Source organism: Spirillospora sp. NPDC047279, assembly GCF_040643285.1.
In the GTDB taxonomy this organism is placed as follows: Bacteria; Actinomycetota; Actinomycetes; order Streptosporangiales; family Streptosporangiaceae; genus Spirillospora.
This window is the reverse complement of sequence record NZ_JBEYUA010000004.1, coordinates 624,465-642,259: the sequence shown is the minus strand read 5'-3', so window position 1 is coordinate 642,259 and position 17,795 is coordinate 624,465. Positions and strand designations below refer to the sequence as shown.

The window sequence follows — 17,795 nt, the reverse complement described above, 5'->3', positions numbered from 1 at the left end:
CATGTCTCCACAAACGGTTGCGTTACCAGTAAATGATGAATTACTTTCACGATGCCCACCCCCGAACCGGACGAAGGAGTATCCGGTGGCGCACATCAGACAAGCCGTTACCGTCGGCATCGCGGCCATGGCCGTCGTCGCCGTGGCAGCCCCGCCCGCATCCGCCGTCACCACGACCATCCGCAAGGGCTCGGCCGCGGCCGACGCCTACTCCGGCGCCGTCCGCGCCTCCCTGCTCGGCACCGCCAGCGTGTCGACGTCCATCGGCAGCGGCTCGTGCAGCGAGTCGACGATGACGGGCTCGATCCAGGCCAACGGCTCCGGTCTCACCATCAACTCCGCGTCGTTCAGCGGCGCCGGAGGCGGCCCCTGCACCGGGACCACCTCATCCACGATCACCACCGAGAACCTGCCGTGGACCGGCGGCAACGTCACGTGGGACCCCGCCCACGCCAGCGGCCGCGACGCCGGCGTCACGATCAGCAACTTCAGGGTCAAGGCCGTGGTGAACATCTTCGGCGGCATCACGTGCTACTTCGGTGGCAACCTGACCGCCAACGGCTTCAACGGCGACAACGCCTCCCGCCCGGTGGCGAGCAACAGCCAGGCCCAGGTCGGCGTCACGAACGCCGTCGTCAACCGCCAGTCGGGCGGAAGCTTCCTCTGCCCGTCCACCGCCACGGTCAACGCCACCTACCAGCTCCTCGGCGAGACGGTCGCGGGCTCCGGGACGTACGACCAGTCCCTCTACGTGACCGGCACCAACCCCTGATCCCTGCTCCCGGGGCTCCCCAGCTCCCCAAAGTGAACGGCCGCGTGATCACCGTGAGGCGATCGCGCGGCCGTTCACCATCGACGAGAACTCGACCCCGCACGCGAGGCCGCTCACGGCGTCAACACGGCTCAGCAGCCGATGAGCTGGGCGGCCAGGAACGACTCGACCTGGCCGATCGCGATGCGCTCCTGGCTCATGGTGTCGCGCTCGCGCACCGTCACCGCGTCGTCCTCGAGGCTGTCGAAGTCGACCGTGACGCAGAACGGGGTGCCGATCTCGTCCTGGCGGCGGTAGCGGCGGCCGATGGCGCCCGCGTCGTCGAAGTCGACGTTCCAGTTCTTGCGCAGCTGCGCGGCCAGGTCGCGGGCCTTGGGCGACAGGTCGCTGTTGCGCGACAGCGGCAGCACCGCGACCTTGACCGGCGCCAGCCGCCGGTCGAGCCGCATGACGGTGCGCTTCTCCAGCTTGCCCTTGGCGTTGGGCGCCTCGTCCTCGGCGTAGGCGTCCATCATGAACGTCAGCGTGCAGCGGTCGACGCCGGCCGCGGGCTCGATCACGTACGGGACGAAGCGCTCGCCGGCCTCCTGGTCGAAGAACGACAGGTCGGCGCCGGACGCCTTGGAGTGCGTCGACAGGTCGTAGTCGGTGCGGTTGGCGATGCCCTCCAGCTCGCCCCACTCGCTGCCGACGAAGTCGAAGCGGTACTCCACGTCCACCGTGCGCTTGGAGTAGTGCGAGAGCTTCTCCTGCGGGTGCTCGAAGAGCCGGAGGTTCTCCTTGTTGATGCCCAGGTCGACGTACCACTGGAGGCGCTCGTCGATCCAGTACTGGTGCCACTCCTCGTCGGTGCCCGGCTTGACGAAGAACTCCATCTCCATCTGCTCGAACTCGCGGGTGCGGAAGATGAAGTTGCCCGGCGTGATCTCGTTGCGGAACGACTTGCCGACCTGGCCGATGCCGAACGGGACCTTGCGCCGCGCGGACTGCTCGACGTTCTTGTAGTTGATGAAGATGCCCTGCGCCGTCTCGGGCCGCAGGTAGGCCAGGCCCGACTCGTCCTCGACCGGGCCGAGGTAGGTCTTGAGCAGGCCGTTGAACATGCGCGGCTCGGTGAACGAGCCCTTCACGCCGCAGTTGGGGCAGGTGATGTCGGCGAGGCCGCCCGCCGGCGCCTTGCCGTGCTTCTCCTCGTAGGCCTCTTCGAGGTGGTCGGCGCGGAAACGCTTGTGGCAGGACTGGCACTCGGTCAGCGGGTCGACGAACGCCTGCACGTGCCCGCTGGCCTCCCAGACCTCGCGGGCGAGGATGACGCACGAGTCGAGGCCGACGACGTCGTCACGGCCCTGCACCATGGACTTCCACCACTGGCGCTTGACGTTGTTCTTCAGCTCGACGCCCAGCGGCCCGTAGTCCCAGGAGGCGCGCAGACCGCCGTAGATCTCGCTCGACGGGTAGACCAGCCCTCGCCGCTTGGCGAGGTTGACGATCGTGTCCATCACGTCGGAACGGCGTGCCATGAGCGTGTTCTCCATCCGGCTGGCAGTCGGTGGGATGTCGGTCGTACGCCCCGCGCGCCGCCCCGGCGGCGCGGTCGAAGGCGAGATGTGATCCCCGGTGACGCCCCCGAACGCGGTGGCCGACCCCGTCGGCGTGCCCGGCGTTCCAAGAGCGTTTCCGAGTCTAGGGCACGCCCGCCACCTCCCGAACGTCAACCCGGCGAATCCGGCCGGGCACGGACGGTGAGGGGATGTGCGTGATCAGTAGACCCGGCCGTCGACGACGTTGCTGTCGATGTTGAGCGAGATCCCGCCGTGCTCTTCCTTGTGCGGGCCCCGGTACTGCTTGATGCGGCGGTGCGGGTGCCACCAGTGGTCCATCAGGAACGGGCTGCCGTAGGCGCTGGCCTTGTTGTCCCAGTGGGCGAACCAGACCGACTTGGGTTTGGCGATGCCGGTGGCCCAGCCGAGGTCGCGGATGCCCGAGCCGGCGCTGCTGTAGACGCCCGACACGTACTTGCGGGCGGTGATGGCGCGCGACCAGGAGTGCAGGAAGGTGAGCACGGCCTGGCGGCACTTGGTCTTGGCGCTCGGGTACGCCTCCATGTCGAAGTAGATCGGCCGTTTGCGCGGGATGCCGAGCGCGCGGGCGCGCGCGACCGCGTCGGCGGCGGCCCTGCGGCCCTCGGCCGCGGCGTCCTTGGCCTTGAAGTGGGCGCGGTAGGCGTCCTGGTTGCAGGGGGCCTGGAGCCCGACGTACGTCGGGATCAGCCGGTAGCCCATCCTGCGCACGGCCTTCACCCAGAACCTGGTCAGGTTGGGCTGGGAGCAGCCGCGCGACGCGCCGCCGATGTAGATGTTGGCGATGGCGTACGAGCGGCGCCAGGCGGCCATGGTCCGCGACGAGGGCGCCGTGCAGGTGTCGAAGCCCCGGCCCGCGGCCCAGCCCTTCTCTCGCGCGGTCGGCCTGGCGATGCGCGGTTCCTTCCGGGCCGTGCCGCCGCGCCGCTCGGCGCTCGGAGATCCGCCGGCCGCCCAGGCGGCGGTGAGCCGGACCGAGCGGATGACGTCCTGCAGGGCGCGGGCGTCGCCGCCGTACACGCCGGTGATCGAGACCCCGGCCTCGGGCACCCGGACCGAGACCCGCCGGGCGAAGCTCTCCCTGACGGCGAACCTCGCCAGCCTGTTCGCCCGGACGGCGCCCCCGCGCCGCTGTGCCGAGACACCGTCGAGCGGCTCGACGTGCAGCGTCTCCGCGCCGCCGATCAGGCGCGCCGGGCAGTCCTGCTCCGCTCCCGGCCGGCCGAGGTAGATCGCCGGCCGGTCGTGCCGGACGCAGCGGGACGGGTCCAGGTCGAGCCGGTGCACCTCCCACCCGGCCGGCACCGGGATCCGCGCGCCCCGGTAGCCGGCGGTCCGGGCCTGGCCGCCGTGGACGCCGGCGTTCAGCGCGGCGGCCTGGACGGCCGCGGGCCGCGCGGAGGCCGGTTCGAGCCCGGCGACGAGGGGTGCGAGAACCGCCGCTCCGAAGGTCCCGCCGAGAACAGCCGCATGCCGCATCACAACTCCTCCCGTGCACGGGCGCCGTGCCCGTCAGCGGCAAGGATCGCCGCCACGGAGAGTCGCCAAACGGGGACGGTGCGTTCTTTCCCCGTGCCTGCCGTTCGTTGACAGAATCCGTGGCCGCGCCGCCGTCAGCGGGTGGAGACCACCTCGTAGGCGCCGGGCTCGTCCACCGCCATGGCGGCGAGCGGGATGAACACCAGGCGGACCTCGTAGGCGCCGAGCGCGCGGCGGTAGTAGCCGGCGCCGTCCCACTCGGTGATGAGGGCCCACAGGTCGGGCTCGTCGACGGTGCGCGCCAGCCGTCCCGACACGTAGCCCGGGCTCGCGGCGAGCGCGTCGAGCACCGCGGTCATCTGGGCGGCGAAGCCGTCGGCCTCCTGGCTCGGCACGCGGTACCGGGTAATCGCGATCATCGGGCCATCCTCCCAGCCCGCAAGGCCGGCCGGGGGCCGGTCGGCCACCGGGACACAGCGCTAGGTTGGGCCCGTGAACACTGAACGCGAGACGGGATCCCCCGGGCGGGGAATGCGCGCCACGGTCGAGCGGTTGAGTGCGAGGCCTGTCGTGTTCTTGCACACACTCCCCCGGTGGGTGCTGCTCGTCGTGGTCTTCGCCCTGCTGGTGGCCGGGCTGTGGGGCGGCGGCTGGCTTGGCGCGGCCGGATTGCTCGTCCTGCTGGCGTTCCTGGCCTGGTTCGCCTACCTCAACTGGCCCGCGCTGGACACCCCGGCACGGGTGTTGCGGGTGGTCGCGATGGTGCTTTTGGTGGCCTTCGCCGTGAGTCATGTGGTGGGTGGCGGCTAGGGCGGTTTTGACAACCGTTTTCATCTTCGTCCACACTTGAGGGGTGTTCACCTCCCGGAAGCTCCTCCGCGCCCTCGCCCCTCCGGCCCTCGCCACGGCCGCGCTGCTCGGCCTGACCGCCTGCGGCGACGCGGGCGCCGACTCCGGCAGGACCAGCGTGGTCGCGTCCTTCTACCCGATGGCGTGGCTGGCCGGGAAGGTCGGCGGCGAGCACGTGGAGGTCAGGACCCTCACCAAGCCGGGGGCCGAGCCGCACGACCTGGAGCTGACCGGGCGGCAGATCGCCGACGTCGGCGACGCCGACTACACCGTCTACGTGAAGGGCGTCCAGCCCGCCGTGGACGACGCGGTCGCCAAGCACGCCAAGGACAAGGCCCTCGACGCCGCGAGCGTCGTCAAGACGCTGCCCGTCGCCGGGGACGACCGGGAGCACGAGGGCGAGGGCGACGGGCACGCGCACGAGACCGAGTACGACCCGCACATCTGGCTGGACCCCAGCCGGATGGCCACCATCGCCACCACGCTGGGCGACCGGCTCGCCGCCGCCGACCCGGCCAACGCCGCCGCCTACAAGGCCAACGCCAAGACCGTCGCCGCCGAGCTGACCGCGCTCGACACGAGCTTCCGCGACGGCCTGAAGGACACCGAGCGGAAGACGATCGTGACCGCGCACGCCGCGTTCGGCTACCTCGCCGACCGCTACGGGCTGAAGCAGGTCTCGATCGCCGGCGTGGACCCGACGAGCGAGCCGTCGCCCAAGCGCGTCGCCGAGCTCACCCACGAGGTGCGCGCCGCGGGCGCCACCACGGTCTTCACCGAGACGCTGGTGAGTCCCAAGGTCGCCGAGACCCTCGCCCGCGAGGCCGGGGTCAGGACCGACGTGCTCGACCCGGTCGAGGGCGTCGCCAAGGAGTCCCCGGACGACTACGTCTCGATCATGAAGCGGAACCTCCAGACCCTGCGCACCGCACTGGGAGCACCATGATCAAGACGACGGGGACCACGAAGGCGGGCGGCTCTCCCGCGCACCTCGCGCCCTTCGCGATGACCGGCGGCCACGTCCGGCTCGAGGGGCGCGAGGTGCTGCGCGACGTCGACCTGACCGTCGCGCCCGGCGACGTGCTGGCCGTGCTGGGCCCGAACGGCGCCGGCAAGTCGACCCTGATCAAGGCCATGCTCGGGCTGCTCCCGCTGTCGGAGGGACGCACCGAGATCTTCGGCGTCCCCGCCGCCAGGTTCCGCGACTGGAAGCGCGTCGGGTACGTGCCGCAGCGCCTGCCCATGGGCGGCGGCGTCCCCGCGACCGTGCGCGAGGTCGTGGCGTCGGGGCGCGTCGCCCGGCAGTCGCGCTGGCGCCCCACGTCGGCCGCCGACCGCGCCGCAGTCGACCGGGCGCTGGAGACCGTCGGGCTCACCGACCGGGCGCGCGACTCCGCGCACCTGCTGTCGGGCGGCCAGCAGCAGCGCGTGCTCATCGCCCGCGCGCTCGCGGGCGAGCCCGAGGTGTTCGTGATGGACGAGCCCACCGCGGGCGTCGACGCGGCCAGCCAGGCGGCGCTGGCGGGCACGCTGCGCCGGCTCGCCGCCGGCGGCCGCACGGTCGTCCTGGTGACGCACGAGCTCGGCCCGATGGAACCGCTCATCAACCGGACCGTCGTCCTCGACCACGGCCGCATCGCACAGATCACGGGAAGCACGGCGTGAGCGACATCCTGCAGTACGACTTCATGCGCATCGCCCTGGTGATGGCGGTGCTCATCGGCCTGACCGCGCCCACCGTCGGCACGTTCATGGTGCAGCGCAAGCTCTCCCTGCTCGGCGACGGCATCGGGCACATCGCGCTGACCGGCATCGGGCTGGGCCTGCTCACCGGCAACTCGCCCGTGCTGGGCGCGCTCGTCGTCTCCGTGCTCGGCGCGGTCGCCATCGAGGTGCTGCGGGCGCGCAGCCGCAGCGGCGCCGACGTGGTGCTGGCGCTGCTGTTCTACGGCGGCCTGGCGGGCGGCGTGCTGCTCACCAACGCGCAGGGCGGCGGCGCCAACCTCCAGTCCTACCTGTTCGGGTCCATCAGCAGCGTGACGGCCGCCGACCTGTACGTCGTCGCCGGCCTCGCGGTGGCGGTGCTGGGCATCGTGGCCCTGTTCGGCCGGGAGCTCTTCCTGCTCTGCCAGGACGAGGAGGTCGCGCGGGCGGCGGGCCTCCCGGTGCGCTTCCTCAGCGTCCTCATCGCCGCCACCGCCGCGGTGACCGTGGTCATCTCGATGCGGGCCATCGGGTTGCTGCTGGTGAGCGCACTGATGGTCATCCCTGTCGCCGCGGCGCAGCAGCTCACCCGGGGATTCAAGAGCACGATGCTTGTGGCGATGGGCATCGGTGTACTGTCGGCGGTGTCGGGCCTGGTCGGCTCTTTCGAGTACGATCTCCCGCCGGGGCCCTCGATCGTCCTGCTGGCTCTGGCGGTCTTCGTCGTCGCGGTGATCGGGGGAACGGTCGTGCGGCGCAGACGTACCCGCGCGGTTCCGGCCGGTGCCCGGAGGAGCGTGGAAGCCGAGGCGGAGGTGCTTGGGGGATGACGGCCCGTCGGAACGCGGTGCGGGAGGCTCTGGCCGGCTGCGACAACTTCCGCAGCGCACAGGACATCTACGCGGACCTGCGCGCGGACGGCTCCAAGATCGGCCTGACCACCGTCTACCGCGCGCTGCAGGCGCTCAGCGACTCGGGCGAGGTCGACGTGCTGCGCACCGACGACGGTGAGGCCGTCTATCGCGCCTGCCGCACGCTCGACCATCACCACCACCTGGTCTGCCGCGCCTGCGGCCGCACGGTCGAGGTCGAGGGCCCGGCCGTGGAGAAGTGGGCCGACGCGATCGGCGCCGAGCACGGCTTCGTGGAGATCACCCACACCGTCGAGGTCTTCGGCACCTGCTCCGACTGCGCCGCCCCGGCCAGGACCGGCTGACGCGGCGCCGTCCCCGAACCGGCGCCGCGCCGGCGAAACGCGGGGGCGGGTGCCCCCGACCCGCCGGTAATGAGCAAAGATCGGGTACATGGCTACGACACGTACCGCGAACGCGCACTGGGAAGGGCCGCTGATGGGCGGCCAGGGCACGGTCTCCTTGGACTCGTCGAAGGTCGGCGATTTCGAGGTGAGCTGGCCGTCGCGGGCCGAGGAGGCCAACGGCAAGACGAGCCCCGAGGAGCTCATCGCCGCGGCGCACTCCACCTGCTACTCGATGGCGCTCTCGCACGGCCTGGCCGGCGCGGGCACGCCCCCGGAGAAGGTCGACACCAAGGCCGACGTCACCTTCCAGCCCGGTGAGGGCATCACCGGCATCCACCTGACGGTACGGGCCAGCGTTCCCGGCATCACCGCGGCCGACTTCGAGAAGGCCGCGCAGAACGCCAAGGAGAACTGCCCCGTCAGCAAGGCCCTCGCCGGCACCAAGATCACCTTGGACGCCGCGCTGGCCTGACACGGGCACGGCCCGCGAGGCGGGGGCGCGGAACGGTCCGCGCCCCCGCCTCGACGCGTTCGGGCGTGGATTCCCCGCTCAGGCGACGGCGACCGGAACGTCGCCCGCCACGGTGGTGCTGTGGAGGCGGCGGGGGCGGTCGCCGAAGTCGTTGATGACGCGGTGCTGGGTGGCGCGGTTGTCCCAGATGGCGACGTCGCCGGCGGCCCAGCGCCAGCGCACGGTGTTCTCCAGGCGCGTCACGTACTCCTGGAAGAGCTTGATCAGGGCCTCGGAGTCGGCCCGCTGGGTGAGCCCCACGACGGAGGTGGCGAAGCCGCCGAGCAGGATCGCGCGTTCGCCGGTCTCGGGGTGCACGCGGACCAGCGGGTGCCGGGTCTCCAGCGCGCCGCGCGTGGCCGAGTGCAGGAACCACAGCCGGTCGGCCAGGTCGCGCAGCTCGATCGGGAGGTCCTCGTAGGCGGTGACGGTGTTGGCCCACACGGTGTCGCCGCCGTGCCCGGGCACCTCGAGCGCCCGCTGCACCGAGATCCGCGGCGGCCGGTCGAGGAACGTGGCGTCGGTGTGCCAGGCGTCCAGGGCGGGGATCTCGGTGTCGGGGTCGATCAGCGCGCCGAAGCGGCGGGCGAACGCGGCCTGCTCGCGGGCGTCCAGATGGTACTGGCCGCGGAAGAAGACGACCTTGTGCCGCAGGAGCGCGAGCCGGATCTCGTCGACGGTCTCGTCGGCGAGGTCGCCCGACAGCTCGATCCCGGAGACGACCGCGCCGATGCGGCCGCTCACCTGGCTGATTTCGAGCACGCTGGTTGCCGTGAGCATAGGACCGAACGTATGCGGCCCCGCCCCTTAAGTCAACTATTCAAGTAGGAAATATCTGTTCAGGTGGCCGGCGCAGGCTCCACCGCGTTGGGGACGGCCCCGCCGTAGCGGCGGTCGCGGCTGGCGTAGAGCTCGCAGGCGTGCCAGAGGTGGCGGCGGTCGAAGTCGGGCCAGAGGGTGTCGAGGAAGACCATCTCGGCGTACGCCGACTGCCAGAGCAGGAAGTTGGAGATGCGCTGCTCCCCCGACGAGCGGAGGAAGAGGTCGACGTCGGGGAGACCCGGCTCGTCGAGGTAGCGGGCGAACACCTTCTCGGTGATCTTGTCGGGGTTGAGCCGGCCGGCCTTGACGTCGCGGGCGATGGCCGCCGCGGCGTCGGCGATCTCGGCCCGGCCGCCGTAGTTGACGCAGAACTGCAGGGTGAGGACGTCGTTGTCGCGGGTCATCTCCTCGGCGTCCTCGAGCTCCTTGATGACGCTGCGCCACAACTTGGGACGGCGGCCCGCCCAGCGCACGCGGACGCCCATCGAGTGCAGCTGGTCGCGGCGCCGGCGGATCACGTCACGGTTGAAGCCCATCAGGAAGCGCACCTCGTCGGGCGAGCGCTTCCAGTTCTCGGTGGAGAACGCGTAGGCCGACACGGTCGGAACGCCCAGCTCGATCGCACCCATGACCACGTCGAAGAGGGAGTCCTCCCCCATCTTGTGGCCCTCGGTGCGCGGCAGCCCGCGCTCCTTGGCCCAGCGCCCGTTGCCGTCCATCACGATGGCCACGTGCCGGGGCACCAGGTCGGCCGGGATCGCGGGCGGCCGGGCGCCGTCCTTGTGCGGGTACGGCGGCTGAACGGCCCTTCTCACACTCGCTCCCTGTCGGTCGTGTCGTCGCCCTCGCGGGACGCCGGGACGTGGCGGTCGCCGCCGGGGGCGTCGCGCTCCACGTGGCGGAGGGACCTGATGCCGTGCTCCAGGTGCCACTGCAGGTAGGCGGCCACGAGGCCGCTGCACTCTACCCGGTGGCGCGGCTCGCTCCCGTCGGCGTACTCCCAGTCGCCCCGCAGCAGCGCCAGCATGAGCGAGAACGTCGGCGGCGCCGGGGTCGCCGCGCCCGGCTGGCGGCAGCGGGCGCACAACGCGCCGCCCGCGGCGATCGCGAACCCGCGCAGCTGGCCGCGGTCGCCGCACCGGCTGCACTCGTCCAGCGCCGGGGCCCAGCCCGCGACCGAGAGGGAGCGCAGCAGGAACGCGTCGAGCACCAGGCGCGGGTCGTGATCACGTTCGACCAGGGTGCGCAGGGCCCCGACAAGCAGCAGGAACTGCCGCAGCGCGGGCTCGCGCTCCTCGGTGAGCTTCTCGGTGGTCTCCAGCATCGCCGTGCCGGCCGTGTAGCGGGGATAGTCGGTGACCAGCCGCTCGCCGTACGGGCGCAACGTCTCGGCCTGGGTGATCAGGTCGAGCGAGCGCCGCTCGTACAGCTGCAGGTCGACATGGGTGAACGGCTCCAGCCGGGCGCCGAACCGCGACTTGGTCTTGCGGACCCCCTTGGCGGCGGCGCGGATGCGGCCGGTGCGCCGGGTCAGCACCGTCACGATGCGGTCGGCCTCGCCCAGCTTCTGGGTCCGCAGCACGATGCCTTCGTCACGGTAGAGCGTCACCTGTCCATTCTGGCGCACTCCGAGGGTCACACCGTCCATCACCGTCCGTGACCGCAATCGGTCGTCAAGGAACGCGGAAAGATGTGGCTCCGATCACATCCGCCTGGCAGCGTTGTCCCATGAGATGCACCATCGTGCCGCCGCACATGCTGGAGCGGGTCGCTCGCGTCGCCGAGGACCCCGCCCTTCGTGACATCGCCCGCCGCACCCTGATCATCAGCTCGGCGCAGCGGGTCGAGCGCCGCACCGCGGGCCCCGAGCTGCCCGCGCCCACGGAGGACTTCGTCCCCGACCGGACGATCAACGACGCGCAGAGCCAGGAGGTGCTGCCGGGCAAGAAGGTCCGCGGCGAGGGCGCGGCCGCCACCGGCGACCGGACCGTCGACCAGGCCTACGAGTGGCTCGGCGTCACCTTCGACTTCTTCGAGGCCGCCTACCGGCGCGACTCCATCGACAGCGCGGGCCTGCCGATGGTCTCGACGGTGCACTACGGGCGCGACTACGACAACGCGTTCTGGAACGGCGAGCAGATGGTCTACGGCGACGGTGACGGGGTGCTGTTCACCGCGTTCACCGGCCCGCTCGACGTCACCGGCCACGAGCTCGTCCACGGCATCACGCAGTACACCGCCAACCTGGAGTACTACGGGCAGGCCGGGGCCCTCAACGAGTCGGTCTCGGACGTCTTCGGCTCGCTGATCAAGCAGTGGCACCTGGGCCACACCGCCGACCAGGCCGACTGGCTGATCGGCCAGGGCCTGCTCGCCGAGGGCGTCAACGGGGTGGCGCTGCGGTCGATGAAGGAGCCGGGCACCGCCTACGACGACCCGCAGCTCGGCAAGGACCCGCAGCCCGGCCACATGGACCAGTACGTCGACACCTACCGTGACAACGGCGGCGTGCACATCAACTCGGGCATCCCCAACCGCGCGTTCCACCTGGCCGCGGTGGCCATCGGCGGCAACGCCTGGGACAAGGCCGGCAAGGTCTGGTACGACACCCTCACCAGCGGAAAGATCAAGGTCGCGGAGACCTTCGAGGGCTTCGCCGCGGCGACGGTGGCCACCGCCACCGGCCTCTACGGGGCTGACAGCGCGGAGAACCGGGCGGTAAAGGAGGCGTGGACGGGGGTAGGCGTCCAGGTGTAAAACCGACCGAGGTGACAGCGTGAGGGTGACAGTGGTCCGCAGCGGCGGCTTCGCGGGCATCGAGAGGCGCGGCGAGTCCGACACCGCGAGCGACCCGATGCTGCGCCGGCTCGTCGACCGGGTGGATCTGGGCGCGGTGCCGCCTCCGGGGCGGATCCCCGACCAGTTCCTCTACGACATCGACATCGACGGCGCCACCGCGACCGTGGGCGAGGCCCAGTTGCACGGGCCTCTCCGCGAGCTCGTCCACCACGTCCTCGGCCGCTAGGCCGGGCCCGCCGTGGCGGCGGACGCGGATCGGCCCCTGTCGTGAGGTCGTCACGACAGGGGCCGCACCATCGATCACACGCAATGGATCACATCGTCGTGACCGGGTCCTTGGGGTGGAACGTCGTTCAGGCGGCGGATCGGGCCACCCGGTTGACGGCCGACAGGATGGCCTTGAGGGAGGCGGTGACGATGTTGCCGTCGATGCCCACCCCCCAGACGCTCGTGCCGTTGACGTCGCACTCGACGTAGGCGGCCGCGCGGGCGTCGCCGCCGGCGCTGAGCGCGTGCTCCACGTAGTCGAGCACCCGCACGTTGATGCCGATCGAGGCCAGCGCGTTCTCGAACGCCGACACCGGGCCGTTGCCGACGCCCTCGATCTCGCGGATCTCGCCGTCGACGCGCAGGTCGCAGGTGAGCACGTCCTTCTCGTCCACGCGCGAGGCGGCGCGGTGCGCGAGCAGGCCCACGCGGGGGCCGCTGACCAGGAACTCCTTCTCGAAGATGTCCCACATCAGCTCGGCGGAGACCTCGCCGCCCGCGCTGTCGGTGTGCTCCTGCACGACCCGCGAGAACTCGATCTGCAGGCGCCGCGGCAGCTCCAGCGCGTGCTCGGTCTTCATGATGTAGGCGACGCCGCCCTTGCCGGACTGGCTGTTGACCCGGATGACGGCCTCGTAGGAGCGGCCGACGTCCTTGGGGTCGATGGGCAGGTACGGGACCTGCCAGGTGAAGCCGTCCACCGGTACGCCCGCCGCGTCGGCGTCGCGGCGCAGGTGGTCGAAGCCCTTGTTGATCGCGTCCTGGTGCGAGCCGGAGAACGCGGTGTAGACCAGGTCGCCGCCGTAGGGGTGCCGCTCGTGCACCGGCAGCTGGTTGCAGTACTCGACGGTGCGGCGGATCTCGTCGATGTCGGAGAAGTCGATCTGCGGGTCGACGCCCTGGGTGAAGAGGTTCAGCCCGAGGGTGACCAGGCAGACGTTGCCGGTGCGCTCGCCGTTGCCGAACAGGCAGCCCTCGATGCGGTCGGCGCCGGCCATGTAGCCCAGCTCGGCCGCGGCGACGGCGGTGCCGCGGTCGTTGTGCGGGTGCAGCGACAGGATGACCGAGTCGCGGTGGGCCAGGTTGCGGTGCATCCACTCGATCTGGTCGGCGTAGACGTTCGGGCCGGCCATCTCGACCGTCGCCGGCAGGTTGACGATGGTCTTCCACTCCGGCGTCGGCTGCCACACGTCGTTGACGGCGTTGCAGACCTCGACCGCGTACTCCAGCTCGGTGCCGGTGAACGACTCCGGCGAGTACTCGAAGAAGATCTGGGTCTCCCCCATGTCCTCGGCGAGCTTCTTGCACAGCTTGGCGCCCTCGACCGCGATCGCGGTGATGCCGTCCTTGTCCTGCCCGAACACCACGCGCCGCTGGAGCGTGCTGGTCGAGTTGTAGAGGTGGACGATCGCCTGCTTGGCGCCGCGCACCGACTCGAAGGTGCGCTCGATCAGCTCGGGCCGCGCCTGCGTCAGCACCTGGATCACCACGTCGTCGGGGACCCGGCCCTCCTCGATGATCTGCCGCACGAAGTCGAAGTCGGTCTGGCTGGCCGCCGGGAACCCGACCTCGATCTCCTTGTAGCCCATCCGTACCAGCAGCTCGAACATCTGGAGCTTGCGGTGGGAGTCCATCGGGTCGATGAGCGCCTGGTTGCCGTCGCGCAGGTCGACCGCGCACCAGCGGGGCGCCTCGGTGACGACCTCGTCCGGCCAGGTCCGGTCGGTGAGCCTGATCGGCTCGAACGGCCGGTAACGCTCGAACGGCATGCCGGAAGACTGCTGTTGCGGATACATCCGTTGGATTCCCTCTGCTCAGGTCCTGCGGCCGACGTCCACGTCAAAGTCCCGCAGCGAGGGAGCCGACCTGTTACAGGCCCCCGCTGCGGCCGCTAAGGAGGAGCAGCTCACGCAACACGCTGGCAAAGCTAACAGATTCCATCCGTGTTACGGAAACGCCGTCCGCCATTTGAGACGTCGCAACAAATGGCCCATTCGCTACCACAACTGCCATATCGGCCCGGATTATTCCCTGAACCCCCAGGTCAGCGGCATCCTGCGGGAGAAGCCCGGTGGCCGCTCAACGCCCATCGGGTGACCCTCCCCATGGCCTCCGTCACAATGGCGCGGCTCATCTTGCTCACCCCGTGGACCACCGGGATCCCGGATGACCATGGCCGGTTACCGCAAGGTTCATCTGGAGGTCGTCTGCGACGGCGGCCGGGCCCGAGGGCCCGGCCGCCGTGCGCGTGGCCGATCGGACGGGTCGGACGTCTCAGACGGCGAGGAGGCGCTTCACCTGATCGTCTCTGAGGTCCTCGGCGGTGCCGGAGTGCTGGACGGCGCCGCCCTCGATGATGACGAAGCCGTCCGCCAGGCGGAGGGCCAGCTCCAGGTACTGCTCGACGAGGAGGACGGCGAGCCCCTGCTCTTTGTGCAGCCGCTCGATGGCCTCCTCGATCTCGACCACGATCGAGGGCTGGATGCCCTCGGTGGGCTCGTCGAGGATCAGCATGCGCGGCCGGGTGACGAGGGCGCGGGCGATGGCCAGCTGCTGCTGCTGGCCGCCTGACAGGAAGCCGGCCCGGCGGGTCAGCATCTCCTTGAGGCGCGGGAAGACCTCGAGGGCCTCGTCGATGGCGGACCTGTCCTTGTGCCGGGAGGCGTCCAGCGTGACCTGGAGGTTCTCGGCCACGGTGAGCTGCGGGAACGTCTCGTGCCCCTGCGGGACGTAGCCCATGCCGCGCCGGACCCGCTCGTACGTCGGCACCTTGGTGACGTCCTCGCCGTCGAAGACGACCGTTCCGGCGGTCGGCGTCAGCACGCCCATGATCGTGTTGAGCAGCGTCGTCTTGCCGACGCCGTTGCGCCCCATCACGCACATGAGCTGCCCCGCCTCGACCTTGAGGTCGACGCCGAACAGGACACGAGCGCGCCCGTAGGCGGCCTCGAGCCCGGTGACCTCCAGCATCACGCTGCCTCCTCCCTTTTCCGTCCCAGGTAGACCTCCTGGACGCGCGGGTCGGACTGGACGGCGGCGACGTCGCCCTCGACCAGCACGGTGCCCTCGTGCAGGACCGTGACCTGGGACGCGTAGCGGCGCAGGAACTCCATGTCGTGTTCCACCACGATCACCGTGTGGTCCTTGGCGATCTCGGTGAGGAGCTCGCCGGTGCGCTCCCGTTCGTCCTTGCTCATCCCGGCGACCGGCTCGTCCAGCAGAAGCAGTTTGGGCTGCTGGGCGATGAGCATGCCGATCTCGAGCCACTGGCGCTGCCCGTGCGACAACACCCCGGCGGGGCGCCGCGCGAGGTCGGCCAGGCCGATGGTGTCCAGTGCCGCGGCGACGGTGTCGGACACGCCGCGGCGCTGCCGCAGCAACGCGGTGAGGGGACGCCGGAAGCTGGCCGCCAGGTCGAGGTTCTCGACGACGCTCAGCTCCTCGAACACCACGCTGGTCTGGAACGTGCGGCCGATGCCCAGCCGCACGATCTTGTGCTCCTTGCGGCCGGTCAGCTCCGTGCCGGCGAACGTGACCGATCCCGCGGCGGGCCTGGTGAGGCCCGTGATCACGTCGATGAGCGTGGTCTTGCCCGCGCCGTTGGGCCCGATGAGGAACCGCAGCTCCCCCTCGCCGACGGTCAGGTCGACCCCGTTGATCGCCCGGAAGCCGTCGAAGACCACCTCGAGGCCGCGGATCTCCAGGAGCGAACGTTCGCTCATGCTCTGCTCCTCGCGGGGGGGCGACCCCCCACGCCCCCCGGGACGCTCGCTCCGCTCACTCATGCGGGCACCTCCTCCTTCACCGGCGGGGTCTGGACCGGCGGCGGGTCGACCGACCGGCGGCGCGCGACCGTGTCGCGGAGCTGCTCGTACAGGCCGACCGCGCCCCGGGGCGCGAGCGTCATCACCAGGATGAACAGGGCGCCCTGAAGGTAGAGCCAGCCGCCCGCCCACTGCTCGCTGAACGAGGTCTTGGCGTAGTTCATGACGACGGCGCCGAGGATCGCCCCGGCGAGCGCGTACCGGCCGCCGACGGCGACCGCGACCACCAGCTCCAGGGACGGGACCACGCCGAGCAGCGACGGCGAGATGATCCCGACGACCGGGACGAACAGCGCCCCGGCCAGCCCGGCCATGCCCGCCGAGATCGCGAACGTGATGGTCTTGACCGTGGCCGGGTTGTAGCCGAGGAACCGCACCCGGTCCTCGCCGTCCCTGACCGCGACGAGCAGGCGCCCGAACCGGCTCTTCACCAGCTGCCGGGCACCGAGGTAGAGCACGCCGAGGACGCCCGCGGTGATGAAGTACATCGTGCGCTGCGTGCTCTCCGCCTCCGGGTCCTGGCCGAAGAAGTCGTAGAAGTTGGTCATGCCGTTCGTCCCGCCGGTGAGGCCCTGCTGGCCGACCAGCAGGATCACGAACGCGGCGGCGAGCGCCTGGGTGAGGATCGCGAAGTAGGCGCCGCGGACCCGCTGGCGGAACACCAGCGCGCCGAGCACGACGGCGACCAGGACCGGGACCACGATCACCGCCGCCAGGGCGAAGCCCACGTTGGAGAACGGCTTCCAGATCGCCGGGAGCGTCTCCACGCCGCTCCAGGTCATGAAGTCCGGCAGGTCGCCGCCCGCGTCGTGCAGTTTGAGGTACATCGCCATGGCGTAGCCGCCGAGGCCGAAGAAGACGCCCTGGCCGAGGGTGAGCATGCCGCCCTGGCCCCAGGCGAGCCCGATGCCGAGCGCGGCGATGGCGAAGCACAGGTACTTGGCCAGCTCGTCCAGCCGGAACGCCGGCAGCACCGCCGGGGCGACGACCAGGAGCAGGAGGGAGATCGAGGCGAAGAGCGCGTAACCGCGCAGGCGTTCACTCATGTCAGGGCCCTGGAACGGAGGACGAACATGCCCTGCGGACGGAACTGGAGGAAAGCGATGATCACGGCGAAGACGATCACCTTCGCCAGGCTGGCGTCGGTCCAGAACTCGGCGTAGGAGTTGAGCATGCCGAGCGCGACCGCGGCGATCACGGCGCCGCGCAGCTGGCCGAGCCCGCCCGCGACGACGACCAGGAACGCGTCGACGATGTAGTAGGTGCCCAGGGACGGGCCGACCGGGCCGATCAGGGTCAGCGCGACCCCGGCGACGCCGGCCAGGCCGGAGCCGATGAAGAAGGTGAGCTGGTCGGTGCGGGCGGTCGCGACGCCGCTGCACGCGGCGAGCTCGCGGTTCTGCATGACCGCGCGCATCCGGCGGCCCTGCGCCGAACGTTCCATGTACGCCCAGATGCCGACGACGCAGGCCAGGGCGAGCGCCATGATGAACAGCCGCGCGTAGGGGATGCCCGCGCCGAGCACCTCGATCCGGCCGGTCAGCCACGAGGGCGCCACGACCTGGACGTTGGGGGCGCCGAAGATGTCGCGCGCGGCCTGCTGGAGTACCAGGCTGACGCCCCAGGTCAGCAGCAGGGTGTCCAGCGGCCGGCCGTAGAAGTGGCGGATGGCCAGGCGTTCCAGCACCCAGCCCAGGGCGCCGGCGATGGCGAACGCGACCGGCAGGGCGACGATCACCGCCTGCGAGCCGGCCCAGTCCTGGAGCATGTAGGCCGTGTAGGCGCCGGCCATGATGAACTCGCCGTGGGCCATGTTGATCACGCCCATCTGGCCGAACGTGAACGTGAGCCCGAGCGCGATCAGCAGCAGCACCGCGCCGATGCTGAGGCCGATCGGTAGCTGGTTGAGCAAGGATTCCATGAGTGGTTG

The 17,795-nt window shown here is 70.9% G+C and carries 20 protein-coding genes; 9 read left to right on the top strand and 11 right to left on the bottom strand.

The genetic code is table 11. The features are described from left to right. Nucleotides 1-85 precede the first annotated feature (85 nt). A complete protein-coding gene (locus ABZ810_RS13590) occupies nt 86-772 on the top strand; it encodes a hypothetical protein (RefSeq protein ID WP_358402822.1) in 687 nt (228 codons plus the stop codon). Nucleotides 773-903: 131 nt separating this feature from the next. Here the strand turns inward: ABZ810_RS13590 and ABZ810_RS13585 are convergent, their stop codons facing one another. The 3 genes from ABZ810_RS13585 to ABZ810_RS13575 all read right to left on the bottom strand — a co-directional run bounded on the left by ABZ810_RS13585 (nt 904) and on the right by ABZ810_RS13575 (nt 4,250). Beyond that, complete coding sequence (locus ABZ810_RS13585) at nt 904-2,292, bottom strand: glycine--tRNA ligase (RefSeq protein ID WP_358402821.1); 1,389 nt, start codon at nt 2,290-2,292, stop codon at nt 904-906. Nucleotides 2,293-2,532: 240 nt separating this feature from the next. Beyond that, nucleotides 2,533-3,831, bottom strand: coding sequence for a DUF1906 domain-containing protein (locus tag ABZ810_RS13580; RefSeq protein WP_358402820.1), 1,299 nt, complete (start codon nt 3,829-3,831; stop codon nt 2,533-2,535). Between the two features lie 134 nt (nt 3,832-3,965). Then, a complete protein-coding gene (locus tag ABZ810_RS13575; protein ID WP_358402819.1) occupies nt 3,966-4,250 on the bottom strand; it encodes an antibiotic biosynthesis monooxygenase in 285 nt (94 codons plus the stop codon). 112 nt (nt 4,251-4,362) lie between these two features. Between ABZ810_RS13575 and ABZ810_RS13570 the strand changes: the two genes are divergently transcribed. The 6 genes from ABZ810_RS13570 to ABZ810_RS13545 all read left to right on the top strand — a co-directional run bounded on the left by ABZ810_RS13570 (nt 4,363) and on the right by ABZ810_RS13545 (nt 8,114). Further along, a complete protein-coding gene (locus ABZ810_RS13570; protein ID WP_358402880.1) occupies nt 4,363-4,641 on the top strand; it encodes a DUF6703 family protein in 279 nt (92 codons plus the stop codon). Between the two features lie 43 nt (nt 4,642-4,684). Next, complete coding sequence (locus tag ABZ810_RS13565; RefSeq protein ID WP_358402818.1) at nt 4,685-5,626, top strand: zinc ABC transporter substrate-binding protein; 942 nt, start codon at nt 4,685-4,687, stop codon at nt 5,624-5,626. Nucleotides 5,627-5,685: 59 nt separating this feature from the next. Beyond that, nucleotides 5,686-6,345 carry an ABC transporter ATP-binding protein gene (locus tag ABZ810_RS13560; RefSeq protein ID WP_358402878.1) on the top strand — a complete coding sequence of 220 codons (660 nt, stop codon included), beginning with the start codon at nt 5,686-5,688 and terminating at the stop codon, nt 6,343-6,345. Then, entirely contained in the window at nt 6,342-7,214 is an 873-nt protein-coding gene (locus tag ABZ810_RS13555; RefSeq protein WP_358402817.1) for a metal ABC transporter permease, read from the top strand. Before ABZ810_RS13560 ends, ABZ810_RS13555 begins: the two co-directional genes overlap by 4 nt. Further along, entirely contained in the window at nt 7,211-7,600 is a 390-nt protein-coding gene (locus tag ABZ810_RS13550) for a transcriptional repressor (RefSeq protein WP_358402816.1), read from the top strand. The genes ABZ810_RS13555 and ABZ810_RS13550 overlap by 4 nt, the downstream gene beginning before the upstream one ends. An 88-nt stretch (nt 7,601-7,688) precedes the next feature. After that, complete coding sequence (locus ABZ810_RS13545; protein WP_358402815.1) at nt 7,689-8,114, top strand: OsmC family protein; 426 nt, start codon at nt 7,689-7,691, stop codon at nt 8,112-8,114. Between the two features lie 78 nt (nt 8,115-8,192). Here ABZ810_RS13545 and ABZ810_RS13540 read toward each other — a convergent pair whose 3' ends face one another. Genes ABZ810_RS13540 through recO form a run of 3 tightly spaced genes read right to left on the bottom strand, consistent with a single transcriptional unit; the run spans nt 8,193 to nt 10,584 of the window. Next, on the bottom strand, nt 8,193-8,933 hold the full coding sequence (locus ABZ810_RS13540) for a TauD/TfdA family dioxygenase (protein WP_358402814.1): 741 nt from the start codon (nt 8,931-8,933) through the stop codon (nt 8,193-8,195). A gap of 59 nt (nt 8,934-8,992) precedes the next feature. Continuing rightward, nucleotides 8,993-9,790 carry an isoprenyl transferase gene (locus ABZ810_RS13535; RefSeq protein WP_358402813.1) on the bottom strand — a complete coding sequence of 266 codons (798 nt, stop codon included), beginning with the start codon at nt 9,788-9,790 and terminating at the stop codon, nt 8,993-8,995. Continuing rightward, nucleotides 9,787-10,584 carry a DNA repair protein RecO gene (gene recO / locus ABZ810_RS13530; protein WP_358402812.1) on the bottom strand — a complete coding sequence of 266 codons (798 nt, stop codon included), beginning with the start codon at nt 10,582-10,584 and terminating at the stop codon, nt 9,787-9,789. Before recO ends, ABZ810_RS13535 begins: the two co-directional genes overlap by 4 nt. A 119-nt stretch (nt 10,585-10,703) precedes the next feature. Between recO and ABZ810_RS13525 the strand changes: the two genes are divergently transcribed. Then, nucleotides 10,704-11,732 (top strand): M4 family metallopeptidase, encoded by a 1,029-nt coding sequence (locus ABZ810_RS13525; protein WP_358402811.1) that lies wholly within the window; start codon nt 10,704-10,706, stop codon nt 11,730-11,732. A 19-nt stretch (nt 11,733-11,751) separates the two neighbouring features. Continuing rightward, nucleotides 11,752-12,000 (top strand): protealysin inhibitor emfourin, encoded by a 249-nt coding sequence (locus ABZ810_RS13520; RefSeq protein WP_358402810.1) that lies wholly within the window; start codon nt 11,752-11,754, stop codon nt 11,998-12,000. 127 nt (nt 12,001-12,127) lie between these two features. Here ABZ810_RS13520 and leuA read toward each other — a convergent pair whose 3' ends face one another. From leuA to urtB, 5 genes are all read right to left on the bottom strand, one after another. Next, entirely contained in the window at nt 12,128-13,837 is a 1,710-nt protein-coding gene (gene leuA / locus ABZ810_RS13515) for a 2-isopropylmalate synthase (RefSeq protein WP_358402809.1), read from the bottom strand. Nucleotides 13,838-14,315: 478 nt separating this feature from the next. Then, nucleotides 14,316-15,011, bottom strand: a complete 696-nt coding sequence (gene urtE, locus ABZ810_RS13510) for an urea ABC transporter ATP-binding subunit UrtE (RefSeq protein ID WP_358402808.1) — start codon at nt 15,009-15,011, stop codon at nt 14,316-14,318. Beyond that, nucleotides 15,011-15,763, bottom strand: a complete 753-nt coding sequence (gene urtD, locus ABZ810_RS13505; protein ID WP_358402807.1) for an urea ABC transporter ATP-binding protein UrtD — start codon at nt 15,761-15,763, stop codon at nt 15,011-15,013. The genes urtE and urtD overlap by 1 nt, the downstream gene beginning before the upstream one ends. A gap of 59 nt (nt 15,764-15,822) precedes the next feature. Then, nucleotides 15,823-16,911 (bottom strand): urea ABC transporter permease subunit UrtC, encoded by a 1,089-nt coding sequence (gene urtC, locus ABZ810_RS13500; RefSeq protein WP_358402806.1) that lies wholly within the window; start codon nt 16,909-16,911, stop codon nt 15,823-15,825. Continuing rightward, on the bottom strand, nt 16,908-17,786 hold the full coding sequence (gene urtB, locus ABZ810_RS13495; protein ID WP_358402805.1) for an urea ABC transporter permease subunit UrtB: 879 nt from the start codon (nt 17,784-17,786) through the stop codon (nt 16,908-16,910). Before urtB ends, urtC begins: the two co-directional genes overlap by 4 nt. Nucleotides 17,787-17,795: the final 9 nt, after the last annotated feature.

Bases quoted from the DNA above. Each gene is read 5' to 3' on its own strand.
- ABZ810_RS13585 (WP_358402821.1), bottom strand. From the start codon at position 2,292: ATGGCACGCCGTTCCGACGTGATGGACACGATCGTCAACCTCGCCAAG.
- ABZ810_RS13580 (WP_358402820.1), bottom strand. From the start codon at position 3,831: ATGCGGCATGCGGCTGTTCTCGGCGGGACCTTCGGAGCGGCGGTTCTC.
- ABZ810_RS13575 (WP_358402819.1), bottom strand. From the start codon at position 4,250: ATGATCGCGATTACCCGGTACCGCGTGCCGAGCCAGGAGGCCGACGGC.
- ABZ810_RS13570 (WP_358402880.1), top strand. From the start codon at position 4,363: ATGCGCGCCACGGTCGAGCGGTTGAGTGCGAGGCCTGTCGTGTTCTTG.
- ABZ810_RS13560 (WP_358402878.1), top strand. From the start codon at position 5,686: ATGACCGGCGGCCACGTCCGGCTCGAGGGGCGCGAGGTGCTGCGCGAC.
- ABZ810_RS13550 (WP_358402816.1), top strand. From the start codon at position 7,211: ATGACGGCCCGTCGGAACGCGGTGCGGGAGGCTCTGGCCGGCTGCGAC.
- ABZ810_RS13545 (WP_358402815.1), top strand. From the start codon at position 7,689: ATGGCTACGACACGTACCGCGAACGCGCACTGGGAAGGGCCGCTGATG.
- ABZ810_RS13540 (WP_358402814.1), bottom strand. From the start codon at position 8,933: ATGCTCACGGCAACCAGCGTGCTCGAAATCAGCCAGGTGAGCGGCCGC.
- ABZ810_RS13525 (WP_358402811.1), top strand. From the start codon at position 10,704: ATGAGATGCACCATCGTGCCGCCGCACATGCTGGAGCGGGTCGCTCGC.
- leuA (WP_358402809.1), bottom strand. From the start codon at position 13,837: ATGTATCCGCAACAGCAGTCTTCCGGCATGCCGTTCGAGCGTTACCGG.
- urtE (WP_358402808.1), bottom strand. From the start codon at position 15,011: ATGCTGGAGGTCACCGGGCTCGAGGCCGCCTACGGGCGCGCTCGTGTC.
- urtD (WP_358402807.1), bottom strand. From the start codon at position 15,763: ATGAGCGAACGTTCGCTCCTGGAGATCCGCGGCCTCGAGGTGGTCTTC.
- urtC (WP_358402806.1), bottom strand. From the start codon at position 16,911: ATGAGTGAACGCCTGCGCGGTTACGCGCTCTTCGCCTCGATCTCCCTC.
- urtB (WP_358402805.1), bottom strand. From the start codon at position 17,786: ATGGAATCCTTGCTCAACCAGCTACCGATCGGCCTCAGCATCGGCGCG.